The sequence below is a fragment of the Cupriavidus sp. JZ107 genome (assembly GCF_053903255.1).
Genome location: NZ_CP096481.1, coordinates 2,744,525 through 2,756,621, shown reverse-complemented (window position 1 = coordinate 2,756,621; position 12,097 = coordinate 2,744,525). Strand labels below are relative to the sequence as shown.

Annotated in this window: 8 protein-coding genes; 3 read left to right on the top strand and 5 right to left on the bottom strand. The window is 69.4% G+C overall.

Going from position 1 to position 12,097, the window contains the following annotated elements; all coding sequences use genetic code 11:
* Positions 1 to 38: 38 nt before the first annotated feature.
* The 3 genes from panC to M1D55_RS22065 form a co-directional block, all read right to left on the bottom strand.
* On the bottom strand, positions 39 to 887 hold the full coding sequence (panC, locus tag M1D55_RS22075; protein WP_006579311.1) for a pantoate--beta-alanine ligase: 849 nt from the start codon (positions 885 to 887) through the stop codon (positions 39 to 41).
* 46 nt (positions 888 to 933) lie between these two features.
* Positions 934 to 1,812, bottom strand: a complete 879-nt coding sequence (locus M1D55_RS22070; RefSeq protein WP_053821142.1) for a segregation and condensation protein A — start codon at positions 1,810 to 1,812, stop codon at positions 934 to 936.
* 67 nt (positions 1,813 to 1,879) lie between these two features.
* Positions 1,880 to 2,068, bottom strand: coding sequence for a DUF3460 family protein (locus M1D55_RS22065; RefSeq protein ID WP_006579309.1), 189 nt, complete (start codon positions 2,066 to 2,068; stop codon positions 1,880 to 1,882).
* 181 nt (positions 2,069 to 2,249) lie between these two features.
* On the opposite strand from M1D55_RS22065, the gene M1D55_RS22060 reads away from it, so the two are divergent.
* The 3 genes from M1D55_RS22060 to bamE all read left to right on the top strand — a co-directional run bounded on the left by M1D55_RS22060 (position 2,250) and on the right by bamE (position 9,004).
* Entirely contained in the window at positions 2,250 to 4,100 is a 1,851-nt protein-coding gene (locus M1D55_RS22060) for an autotransporter assembly complex protein TamA (RefSeq protein WP_456281841.1), read from the top strand.
* Positions 4,101 to 4,200: 100 nt separating this feature from the next.
* Positions 4,201 to 8,403, top strand: coding sequence for a translocation/assembly module TamB domain-containing protein (locus tag M1D55_RS22055; RefSeq protein WP_456281840.1), 4,203 nt, complete (start codon positions 4,201 to 4,203; stop codon positions 8,401 to 8,403).
* Between the two features lie 52 nt (positions 8,404 to 8,455).
* On the top strand, positions 8,456 to 9,004 hold the full coding sequence (gene bamE, locus M1D55_RS22050; RefSeq protein WP_006578135.1) for an outer membrane protein assembly factor BamE domain-containing protein: 549 nt from the start codon (positions 8,456 to 8,458) through the stop codon (positions 9,002 to 9,004).
* A gap of 109 nt (positions 9,005 to 9,113) precedes the next feature.
* On the opposite strand, the gene metG is transcribed toward bamE, so the two are convergent.
* Both metG and M1D55_RS22040 read right to left on the bottom strand, forming a co-directional pair.
* Positions 9,114 to 11,198, bottom strand: a complete 2,085-nt coding sequence (metG, locus tag M1D55_RS22045) for a methionine--tRNA ligase (RefSeq protein ID WP_456281839.1) — start codon at positions 11,196 to 11,198, stop codon at positions 9,114 to 9,116.
* Positions 11,199 to 11,463: 265 nt separating this feature from the next.
* Positions 11,464 to 12,096, bottom strand: a complete 633-nt coding sequence (locus M1D55_RS22040) for an OmpA family protein (protein WP_023263915.1) — start codon at positions 12,094 to 12,096, stop codon at positions 11,464 to 11,466.
* Between the last annotated feature and the right edge of the window lies 1 nt (position 12,097).

Sequence of the window (12,097 nt, the reverse complement as noted above, 5' to 3'; positions counted from 1 at the left end):
CGCCCGTGCGAGCTCGCGCGGGCGATGCGGTCCGGCGGCTAGATTTCCAGATTGTCGATCAGCCGCGTGGCGCCGAGCTTGGCGGCGGCCAGCACCACCAGCGGTTCGCCGGCCGCGTATTCGTCGCGGCTCGGCGCCTGCAGGTTGCTGCGCTTGCGGATCGAAACGTAGTCGGGCTTCCAGCCGCGCGCCTTCAGCGCGTCCAGCGCCTGCGCCTCGACCGCGTTCAGCTCGGCGCCGCTGGCGGCGTTGGCCAGCACCTGGTCGCGCACCTGATGCAGCGTGCGGTACAGCGTCGGCGCCTCGGCCCGCTCGTCCGGCGTCAGGTAGCGGTTGCGCGACGACAGCGCCAGGCCGTCCTCGGCCCGCACCGTTTCGGCCGGCACGATGTCGATCGGCAGCGCGAACTGGTTGGCCATGCGCCGCACGATCATCAGCTGCTGGTAGTCCTTCTTGCCGAACACCGCGACGCGCGGCTGCGTGCACGAGAACAGCTTCATCACCACCGTGCAGACGCCGTTGAAGAAGCCCGGGCGGAACTCGCCCTCGAGGATGTCGCCCAGGTCGTGCGGCGGATCGACGCGGTATTCTTGCGGTTCCGGATACATGTCGCGCTCGGTCGGGGCGAACAGCACGTACACGCCTTCCTTCTGCAGCTTCTCGATGTCGTCCTGCAGCGTGCGCGGGTACTTGTCGAAATCCTCGTTCGGACCGAACTGCAGCCGATTGACGAAGATCGAGGCCACCACCGGATCGCCATGCTGGCGCGCCAGCCGCATCAGCGACAGATGGCCTTCGTGCAGATTGCCCATGGTCGGGACGAAGGCGATCCGGTTCTGGCCGCGCAACTGGTCGCGCAGCTCGTGAATGGAGGAAATGACTTTCATGGATGCGTGTACTGCTCGTCAGGAAAAGCGCGCGGCGGTGCCGGTGCTATGCGGGGGTATAGGCCAGGCGCACGTAGATCGGCGCATAGGGCTCGGCCTGGGTGATTTCGACCAGGGACTCGCGCGACAGCTCCAGCATCGCGATGAAATTGACCACCACCACCGGCACGCCCTTGCCCGAGCGGATCGCATCCTCGAACAGCTCGGTGAACTCCATGAAGCGGGCATGCTGCAGCCGGCGCAGGATCTGGCTCATGTGCTCGCGCACGGACAGTTCCTCGCGCGAGATCTTGTGGTGCTGGTTCAGCTTGGCGCGCTTGAGCACGTCGGCCCAGGCGGCCTGCAGATCGGTGGTGTCGACGTCGGGGAAGCGCGGCGCCAGGCTCTGCTCGATGAAGACCTGCGAGCGAAGGAAATCGCGGCCCAGCTGCGGCACCTGGTCGAGCTTCTGCGCGGCCAGCTTCATCTGCTCGTATTCGAGCAGCCGGCGCACCAGCTCGGCGCGCGGGTCCTCGGCGTCCTCGTCGCTGTCGGCCTTCTTGACCGGCAGCAGCATGCGCGACTTGATCTCGATCAGCATCGCGGCCATCAGCAGGTACTCGGCCGCCAGCTCCAGGTTGCTCTTGCGGATCTGCTCGACATACGCCAGGTACTGGTGCGTGACCTGCGACATCGGGATGTCGAGCACATTGAAGTTCTGCTTGCGAATCAGGTACAGCAGCAGGTCCAGCGGCCCTTCGAACGCCTCGAGGAAGATCTCGAGCGCGTCGGGCGGGATATACAGGTCCTGCGGCAGCTGGAACAGCGGCTCGCCGTACAGGCGCGCGAACGCCATGCCGTCGACCGTCTCCGGCGAGGTGCCATCGGGCGCCACGCTGGGCAGCTCGAGCGCGAGCGCGAGCTTGTCCTGTTCGCTATGGTTCATGAGTGGGGCGGATCTGCACGCATCGCGGTCGTCGGCAGGGACTGCGGCGCCGGGATGCGTGCCGGCATCAGTCCAGCGAGTAGACGTAGGGCTTCTGCGGGACCCGCGATGCCTCGGCGCGCTGGCGTTCCTCGAGGTCGATCGGGGCCTTGTCCCACAGCAGGGCGCGGCCTTGGCGCTGTTCCGCCTCCAGCGACGGGCGCTCCTGCTTGAGCGCCTTCAGGAACTGGGTGATGTCGGATTCGTACATGGCCATGGCAGGAAAGCTATACAGAATGCAAAAGGGGAATGGAAAACTGCCGCGATTCTACCGTATTGCCATGCCGCGGCGGGCTTTGCCGGCCCCGGGCGCTCGGGTTTGCGGATCGGGCGGCCGGGTGTGGTCAAATAACGACTTTGCCGGATCGCAACGACGGATGATATTGGACCTCGGGATCATGCGCCTCGGATTCCGCCGCCCCCGGGCCTGCGGCGCGGCGGCGCCCGCGCCCATCTCGGCGGCCTCGCCGGCCTCGCGGCGGCTGGCCCCGATACTGGCGTTCCCGCTGGCCCCGCTGCTGGCGCTGCTGTTCGCCATGCTGCCGGCGCCGGTCCAGGCGGCCTACCGGGTCCAGGTGGAGGCGCCCGAGCCGTTGAAGGACATCCTGGAAGAGCATCTGGACCTGATTCGCTATCGCGAGCGCGCCGACCTGGGCGAGGACCAGATTGCCTACATGATCGAGACGGTCGGCGACCAGGTCCGGGCCTTTGCCGCCACCGAGGGCTGGTTCGATCCGCAGACCACCACCCGCGTCGAGGGCAGCGGCGACAGCCGCGTGATCCACGTGACGGTCGACCCCGGCGCGCGCACGCTGATCCGCGCGGTCGATGTCGATGTGCGCGGGCCCGCCGCCACGCGCTCGCCCGAGCAGGTCGCGGCGATGCGCGAGAAGTGGGGCCTGCCGGTCGGCGAGCCGTTCCGCCAGTCGGACTGGGACAAGGCCAAGGAAGACGCGCTGGTCGAACTGCAGAGCAACGCCTACTACGGCGCCAGGCTGGCCGCCTCGCAGGCGCGCATCGAGCCCGAGGAACGCGCCGCCGATCTGAGCGCGACCTACGACAGCGGCCCGGCCTACCGCATGGGCGCGCTGACGGTGCGCGGCACCCGCCGCTATCCCGAGCAGATCGTCCACAACGTCAATCCGCTGTACGTCGGCGAACCCTATCGCGTCGAGCGGCTGCTGGAACTGCAGCGGGCGATCCAGAATCAGCCGTATTTCTCCAATGTGCAGGTCGAGCTCGGCGATCCGGTCGCCGACGCCGACGGCAATGGCGAGACGGTGACCGCGCCGGTCAATGTGCGGGTGCGCGAATATCCGACGCACCGCGTGGTCTCGGGCGTCGGCTACAACACCGATACCGGTGCGCAGGTCGAGGGGCGCTACGCCTACTACAACCTGTTCGACCGCGCCTGGATCTTCGATTCGCAGGCCCGCATCGAGCAGAAGCGCCAGTACGCGTTCGCCGAGATCGCGATGCCGCCGGACAGCAAGACCTATCGCAACAGCGTCTACGGCAGCTACGAGCGCACCACCGACATCGAGAACACCGATACCCGGAGCTGGCGCACCGGCGTGCGCCGGTCCCGCACGCGCGAGCGCTACGACACCGTGTTGTCGCTGGATTTCTACTACGACGACCTGCGGCCCTACGATCAGCCGCGGCAGCTGAGCAAGGCGCTGGTGCCGCAATATGCGTGGACGCGGCGCGATGTCGACAACCCGGTGTTCCCGCGCCGCGGCAACATCATCAACACGCAGGTCGGCGCGGCGGTCGAGGGCTTCCTGACCGACCAGACCTTCGTCCGCCTCTACGGCCGCATCCGTCAATACATCCCGGTGCGCACCCGCGACCTGATCGTGGCGCGTCTGGAGCTCGGCGCGGACCTGACCAGCGGCAGCGCCGACAAGATCCCGGCCACGCTGCGCTTCCGCGCCGGCGGCACCGATTCGATCCGCGGCTACGGTTACCAGTCGATCGGCACGCGGCGCGGCGCCAGCGTGCTGCCGGCCAAGTATCTGGCCACGACCAGCCTGGAGTACCAGTACTGGTTCAAGCCCGACTGGGGCGCGGCGATCTTCTGGGACGCCGGCACCGCCACCAACAACCTCGACGGCGTGCGCATCTACCACGGGGTCGGCATCGGCGCGCGCTGGCGCAGCCCGGTCGGCCCGGTCCAGCTCGACGTCGGCTACGGCATCCAGGAGCGGCAATTCCGCCCGCATATCTCGCTGGGAGTGGCATTCTGATGGCGATGCGTCCTTCGTGCCGGCCGGCACCGGTGCATCGGCCGATCGCCTGGATCGCTCCGCTCGCTACCGTCCCCGACGCTTTCCCGAGTCCTGGCGCATGAGCACGCCCGACCTGCCTTCCGTTCCTGCCCGCGGCAGCGAGTCGCCGCGCGCGCCGCAGCCGCGGCGCCGGCGCTGGCTGCGCGTGTTCGCCGGCGTGCTGCTCGCGCTGGTGGCCCTGCTCGTGCTGCTGGCGATCGCGCTCGGCGCGGCGCTGCGCACCGAGCGCGGCTCGCGCGAGCTGTGGTCGCTGGCGACCCGGATGTCCGCCGGCGTGCTGGCTGGCCAGTATCAGGGCGGCACCTTCGCGCACGGCCTGCAGCTGCGCGACGTGGTGTTCGCGCAGGGCGATACCCGCGTCAGCGTCGACCGTCTCGACGGCAGCTGGTCGCTGGCCTGGCATCTGGGCCCCGGCCGGCCGCGGCTGCATGTGGCCGCGCTGCGGCTGGGCAACGTCGACGTCCGGCTGCCGCCGTCCGCGGACGAGCCCGACAAGCCGCCGCCGACCTTACCCGACTCGCTGTCGCTGCCGCTGGCAATCGACGTCGATGCGCTGACGGTGGCGCGGCTGTCGGTGCTGCGCGGGCCCGAGGCGACCGCGTCGCCGCTGGTGTTTTCCGATCTGTCGGCCGCCTTGCATACGGACGGCAGCCGGCATCGGCTGACCGTCGATCGGCTGGTCACGCCCTACGGCAAGCTGTCGGCCAACGCGCAGGTCGCCGGCGAGGCGCCGTTCGCGCTGAACGGCGAGGCGCTGCTCGAAGGGGAATGGCAGAAGGAAGCCTACAACGTCAGCGCGCGCGCCGACGGCACGCTGGAGGCGCTGCGTGCCGATATCGAGGCGAGCGGCGACCGGCTGCGCGGCCGCGGCGAGGTCGAGCTGACGCCGTTCGGGCCGGTGCCGTTCACGCGCCTGCGGGTCGACGGCGAGCGCATCAACCCGAGGCTGTTCAATCCCTCCGCGCCGCAGGCCAATCTGTCGGTCCATGCGGAACTGCGGCCGGTGGACGGCAGCGGTGCGGCGCCATCGGCGCCGGCCAGTGTTCCCGCGGCGCCGGCCAGCGTTCCGGCCACGCCGGCCAGTGTTCCGGCGGCCTCGGCGCCGCAGGCTTCGGCCCCCGCCGCGTCCGGCGCCGCGCCGCTGACCGTGGCCGGCGAGGTGTCCATCCGCAATCACGAGGCCGGGCCGCTCGACGCCGAGCGGCTGCCGGTGCAGTCGGTGCGCGCGACGGTCGAGCTGAGCCAGGCGGCACAGCATGTCCGCGACCTGCACGTGGCGTTGGCGGGCAATGGCGAGATCGCCGGCAGCGGTTCGCTGCGCGACGGCCGCGGCGGCTTCGACCTGGACGTGCGCCGGCTCGACCCGCATGCGCTGCACGGCAAGCTGCGCAGCGCGCGGCTGTCCGGCCCGGTGATCGTGCGGCTCGAGCCCGGCCGCCAGAGCGTGGCGCTGGACCTGGGCGGCGGCGAGCTCAAGCTGTTCGCCGACGCGCGCATCGACGCCGATGCGGTCACGCTGGCCGCGCTGCGCCTGGGCGTCGCGCAGGGCAGCGTGCACGCCGAGGGCAGGCTCGGACTGAAGGAGCAGCAGCCGTTCAGCTTCAAGGGCCGGATCACCGATCTGGACCCGGCGCGGCTGGCCAGCGTCGCCAAGGGCCGCATCAACGCGAACTTCGACGCCTCCGGCACGCTGGCCGGCGAGCCGCGCGTGGCGGCGGATTTCTCGATCGGCGACAGCGAATACGCCGGGCTGCCGATGACCGGCGGCGGCAAGATCCGGCTGGCCGGCCAGCGGCTGCTGCCGAGCGAGGCGACGCTGTCGATGGCCGGCAACCGCGCCGACCTGCGCGGCAGCTTCGGCGCGCGCGGCGACCGCATGACGGTGGCCGTCGACGCGCCGCAGCTCGACCGCCTGAAGTTCGGCGTGGGCGGCACGCTCAAGCTCGATGGCCAGGTCAGCGGTACCTGGCAACGGCCCGAGGTCACCGCGACCTACGAGGCGCGCGCGCTGTCGATGGGCCCGCATCGGGTCGACAGCGCCAGCGGCAACGCCGATCTGCGCGGCGGCATCGACGGGCCGCTGCGACTTCGGCTCGATGCGCGCGGCTATCGCGGCCCGCAACTGACGATCGGCACGCTGCAGGCGAGCCTGGACGGCACGCAGGCCAGGCACAGCTTCAGCGTCCAGGGCGAGGGCCGCGTTCGGCGCCGGCCGCTGCAACTGCAGGCGGCGGGGCAGGGCAGCTGGAAGAACGGCACCTGGACCGGCACGGTCAGCACGCTCGAGGAGCGCAGCACCGTCGAACTGCGGCTGCTGACGCCGGTGGCCGTCAGCGCCGGCGCGCAGCGGCTGACGCTGGGCGCTACCCGGCTGCAGCTGGAGCGCTCGACCCTCGTGCTGGACAGCCTCGATTGGGACCGCGGCCGCATCCGCTCGAAGGGCCAGCTCAGCGGCCTGCACGTCGGCCATCTGCTGGAACTGGCCGAGGTCTTCACTGGCGACGCGCCGCCGCTGCGCTCGGACCTGGTGCTCGATGGCGAATGGAACCTGAATCTGGCGGAGACCGCGTCGGGCTTTGCGGAGCTGCGCCGCCGCAGCGGCGACCTGTCGGTCAATGCGGGCCGCGGCTACACCACGCTGGGACTGGGCCAGACCGTGCTGCGCGCCGACGCCGCCGGCAACCGCCTGCAGCTGCGCGGCAACGTGGTGTCGTCACGCCTGGGCAACGCCAAAGTGGACGCGTTCGCGGGGCTGATGCCGGAGCAGGGCGTGCTGACGGTGACGCCGGCCTCGGCGCTGGGCGGCCAGGTCGCCTTCGACGTGCCGCGGCTCAAGGCGCTGGAGGCGCTGACCGGTCCACAGTACGCGTTCGAGGGCCGGCTGGCGGCGGCGATGCAGCTGGCCGGCACGGTCGGTGCGCCGGTGCTGACCGGCACCGTCAACGGCGACGACCTGGGCGTCACGCTGTACGACCTGGGCATCCGGCTGACCGACGGCATCGTCCGCATCGTGCTCGACCGCAACGTGATCGAACTGCGGCAGGTGGTGTTCCGCGGCGGCGACGGCACGCTGACCGCCAGCGGCAACGTGCGGCTCGGCGAGGCGGACCCCACGCTGCGCGCGCGCATCGTGGCCGAGCGGCTCGAACTGTTCGCCAGCCCGGAGCGCACGCTGGTGGTGTCGGGCAATGCCGATATGGCCAACGAGAACCGGCAGTTCGTGATCCGTGGCAAGTTCCGCGTCGACCGCGGGCTGTTCGACCTGCCCAAGGCCGGCGCGCCTGTGCTCGGCGACGACGTGGTGATCGTGCGCAAGTCCGACCGGCGCGCCGAGCGCGACGTGCGTACCGCCGCCACGCCGGCGGTGCCGGAGTCGCAGCCGACCAGCCGCTTCGCCCCGGTGATCGACCTGTCGATCGACCTCGGCGACCGCTTCCGCTTCCGCGGCGCGGGTGCGGATTTGCTGCTGGCCGGCCGCCTGGGCGTCAACAGCGAGCCCTTGACGCCGCTGCGCGTCACCGGCACCGTGCGGGTGGTCGACGGCACCTACGAGGCCTTCGGCCGCCGGCTGCAGATCACGCGCGGCATCGTCAATTTCAACGGCCCGGTCGGCAATCCGAACCTGAATATCCGCGCGATGCGGCTGAACCAGGAAGTCGAGGCGGGGGTCGAGGTCACCGGCACGGTACGGTTGCCGCGGGTGCGGCTGGTCTCCGAGCCCAATGTTCCAGACGAGGACAAGCTGTCATGGCTGATGTTCGGTTACGGCGCCGAGAGCGCGGCGGCGGGGCAGCAACAGCAGTTGAGCGGCGGCGCGCTGGGTGGCGCGGCGCTCGGCATGCTCGGCTCGAAGGCGGGCAAGGGTATCGTGCAGCGATTCGGCATCGACGAGTTCTCGATCGGCCCGAGCACGGCGGGCCTCAGCGACCAGCAGGTGGTCAGCGTCGGCAAGGCCGTCAGCGAGAAGATCTCGGTCGGCTACGAGCAGAGCCTGACCTCGGCGGCCAACGTCGCCAAACTGACCTGGGCGTTCTCGCGGCGCTGGTCGCTGATCGCCCGCGGCGGCTCGATCAATGGCCTGTCGCTGCTGTTCAATCGCCGCTTCGACAGCTGGAGCCAGCTGTTTTCAGGATCGACAACACGGCGCGAGGGCGCCAGGAGAGAGCAGGATGCAAGCACCGGAAGCACCGGCGGGGACGCCGACAATCCGCCCACGCCACCCGCGCCACCGGCAGGGCCCACCGAGGCCATCAAGCGATGACGGCGGCAATGGTGCCGGCGGGGGGCGCCGGTCCGCGCGCGGGGTCGCGGCGATGGGGTTGATCGCTTCGGTGCTGGCGCTGTTCGGCTGCGACCAGCGCAAGGTCGATGAAGCGCTGAACAAGGCGGGCGACGCCGCGCGCTCGGCCTGGCAAACGATCCAGCCCGACAGCCAGCTGTTCAAGGGGATCGAGCCCGGCGTCTCCAGCGAGGACGACGTGCGCCGCCAGGCCGGCAAGCCCGAGATCGTGTGGGAAGAGGAGAACGGCGCGCGCCGCCTCGAGTATCCGCGCGGGCCCGAGGGCGCGACCACCTGGATGGTGACGATCGGCGCCGACGGCAAGGTCGGCGCGATCGAGCAGGTGCTGACCGCGGAAAATTTCCAGCGCGTGCGCGCCGGCATGAGCCAGGACAGCGTACGCCGCATGCTGGGCAAGCCGACGAAGATCGAGGCCTTCCGCCTGAAGCAGGAGACCGTGTGGGGCTACCGCTGGTGGGAGACCTCGCAGGACAAGGCCTTCTTCAACGTGCACTTCGGCACGGACGGGCTCGTCACGCATACGTCGCGCAGCGACGACCCGTCGAAGGTGCAGGGCGGCTGAACCAGGTCTGTCGCCCCCTCGCAGGCGGGGGCCCAGCGGCTTTCGACGAGCGCCTGGTCAGACACTGGGTCCCCCGCTGCGCGGGGACGGCAGCTCGATGCGCTGCTGCTCAGCGAATCCGCATGCCGGGCACCGCGCCCGCGTGCGGTTCGAGGATATAGAGGCCCGGCGCCGCCTTCTCGTCGGCCGCCGACGCGGCCAGCACCATGCCTTCGGACAGGCCGAACTTCATCTTGCGCGGCGCCAGGTTGGCGACCACCACGGTCAGCTTGCCGACCAGCTGTTCGGGCTGGTAGGCCGACTGGATGCCCGAGAACACGTTGCGGGTCTTGCCTTCGCCCAGGTCCAGCGTCAGCTGCAGCAGCTTGTTCGAGCCCTCGACCTTGCGGCATTCGACGATGCGCGCCACGCGCAGGTCGACCTTGGCGAAGTCGTCGATCGTGATGGTGTCGGCGATCGGCTCGATGCCTGCCGGCGCGGCATTGCCCGCCTGCGTTGCACCGGCACCGGCCGCGGGGGCGGCCTGCAGCGAGTCGCGGTTGGCCGCCAGCAGCGCCTCGATCTGCTTGCCGTCGACCCGGGTCATCAGGTGCGAGTACGGCTTGATCGGGCTGGCGCTGCTCAGCTGGCGGTCGATCGCGCGCCAGTCCAGCGGCTCGATATTGAGGAAGGCCTCGACGCCGGCCGCGACGTTCGGCACCACCGGCTTCAGGTAGACGGTCAGCAGCCGGAACGCTTCCAGCGATACCGAGCAGGCCGCGTGCAGGGCGGCCCGCTTGGCCTCGTCCTTGGCCAGCTCCCACGGCTTCTCGGCATCGACGAAGGCGTTGACCGCGTCGGTCAGCTCCATCACCAGGCGCAGCGCCTTGCTGTATTCGCGCCCCTCGTACAGCTGCGCGATCTGCGGCGCGGCCTGGCGCAGCTGCTCGAGCAGCGGATGGGACAGCGCGGCGTCGTCGACGCGGCCGTCGAAGCGCTTGACCAGGAAGCCCGCGGCCCGGCTGGCGATGTTGACGTACTTGCCGATCAGATCGCTGTTGACCCGCGAGACAAAGTCGTCCAGGTTCAGGTCCAGGTCTTCCATGCTGGCGTTCAGCTTGGCGGCGAAGTAGTAGCGCAGCCATTCCGGATTCATGCCGGTGTCGATATAGCTCTGCGCGGTGATGAAGGTGCCGCGCGACTTGCTCATCTTGGCGCCGTCGACGGTCAGGAAGCCGTGCGCGAACACATTGGTCGGCGTCCGGTAGCCCGAGAAGCGCAGCATCGCCGGCCAGAACAGCGTGTGGAAGTACAGGATGTCCTTGCCGATGAAGTGGTATTGCTCGGCGGTCGAATGCGGGCCGACCCAGGCGTCGAAGTCGATGCCCTTGCGTTCGCACAGGTTCTTGAAGCTGGCGTAATAACCGATCGGCGCGTCCAGCCAGACGTAGAAGAACTTGCCCGGCGCGCCCGGGATCTCGAAGCCGAAGTAGGGCGCGTCGCGCGAGATGTCCCAGTCCGACAGCGTGGAGGCCTCGCCGTCGCTGCCCAGCCACTCCTGCATCTTGTTGCTGGCCTCGGGCTGGGCCAGGTCGGCCACCCACTCGCGCAGGAAGCTCTCGCAGCGCGGATCGGACAGCTTGAAGAAGTAGTGGGTCGAGGACTTGCGCACCGGCGTCGCGCCCGACACCACCGAGTACGGGTTCTTCAGGTCGGTCGGCACATAGGTGGTGCCGCAGACCTCGCAGGAATCGCCGTACTGGTCCTTGGCGCCGCACTTCGGGCATTCGCCCTTGATGAAGCGGTCCGGCAGGAACATGTTCTTGACCGGGTCGTAGAACTGCTCGACCTCGCGCTCGGCGATCAGGTCTTCGGCCTTCAGCGCCAGGTAGATCTTCTCGCACAGCAGCCGGTTCTCCTCGGAGTCGGTGCTGTAGTAGTTGTCGAACGAGACCAGGAAGCTGTCGAAGTCGCGCTTGTGCTCGTTCCAGACGCGGTCGATCAGCTGCTTCGGCGTGATGCCTTCCTTCTCCGCGCGCAGCATCACCGGCGTGCCGTGCGTATCGTCGGCGCCCACGTAGTAGACCTCGTTGCCCATCATGCGCTGGAAGCGGACCCAGATATCGGTCTGGATGTATTCCACCAGGTGGCCGATATGGATCTGGCCGTTGGCGTAAGGCAGGGCAGATGTGACGAGGATGCGACGTGCTGTCATGGGGAATGCCGGTCGGGAAGCGGTTGAATTTCGGTGCTGCGCCGCGCGGGCGGCGCCGGCGCGGAAAACCGCCATTCTAGCAAGCGGGGCTGGAGGCCACCGGCGGCGGCGCCTGCCTGGTCCGCGCAGCCAAAAAAAAGCGCCGGTCAGAGCCGGCGCAGCTTTCCACAACGGAAAAGGAGGAGAAATCAGGTACCGCCCGGGAGGTCAGCCACCCATCGCGAGCCAGCAACGGTGGCAAGCGGTACCTGTTTCTATGACTCCATCATCCTTGAATTGGTTTCAAAAAAATTTCGACCCGGCGATTTTGGGCCCGGCCGGCCTCGGTGGCGTTGTCCGCAATGGGCTGGGACTGGCCCCGGCCCTCGGCGCTCAGGCGGTTGCGGGCGACGCCGCGGTCGCCGAGATAGCCGGCCACGCTCTGGGCGCGGCGCTGGGACAGCTGCATGTTGTAGGTCGGGTTGCCGGTGCTGTCGGTATGGCCGATCACCGTGGCGTTGACATCCTGATGCTGGCTCAGCGTCTGGGCGACCTGGTCCAGCACCGAGCGGAACGACGGCTTGATGGTGGCGCTGTCGGTATCGAAGGTCACCTGGCTCGGGATATTGACCTTCAGCGAGCCGTCCGGCTGCTCGGTGATCTGGGTGCCGGTGCCCGCGGTATCGCGGCTCAGCTTGCCCCGGATCGCATTCCAGTTGTAGCCCAGCGCACCGCCCGCGGCCGCGCCGACGGCGGCGCCGATCACGGTGCCCTTGGTATTGCCGCCGATCAGGTTGCCCAGGCCGGCGCCAACGGCGGCGCCCGCGCCGGTACCCACGGCGGTGTGCGTACCCTGTTCGGTCGCACAGCCGGCGGCCAGTGCGGCGACGATCGAAAGGCTGACGAGCTTGAGTTTCATG

Bases quoted from the DNA above. Each gene is read 5' to 3' on its own strand.
- panC (WP_006579311.1), bottom strand. From the start codon at position 887: ATGAAAGTCATTTCCTCCATTCACGAGCTGCGCGACCAGTTGCGCGGC.
- M1D55_RS22070 (WP_053821142.1), bottom strand. From the start codon at position 1,812: ATGAACCATAGCGAACAGGACAAGCTCGCGCTCGCGCTCGAGCTGCCC.
- M1D55_RS22065 (WP_006579309.1), bottom strand. From the start codon at position 2,068: ATGGCCATGTACGAATCCGACATCACCCAGTTCCTGAAGGCGCTCAAG.
- M1D55_RS22060 (WP_456281841.1), top strand. From the start codon at position 2,250: ATGCGCCTCGGATTCCGCCGCCCCCGGGCCTGCGGCGCGGCGGCGCCC.
- M1D55_RS22055 (WP_456281840.1), top strand. From the start codon at position 4,201: ATGAGCACGCCCGACCTGCCTTCCGTTCCTGCCCGCGGCAGCGAGTCG.
- bamE (WP_006578135.1), top strand. From the start codon at position 8,456: ATGGGGTTGATCGCTTCGGTGCTGGCGCTGTTCGGCTGCGACCAGCGC.
- metG (WP_456281839.1), bottom strand. From the start codon at position 11,198: ATGACAGCACGTCGCATCCTCGTCACATCTGCCCTGCCTTACGCCAAC.
- M1D55_RS22040 (WP_023263915.1), bottom strand. From the start codon at position 12,096: ATGAAACTCAAGCTCGTCAGCCTTTCGATCGTCGCCGCACTGGCCGCC.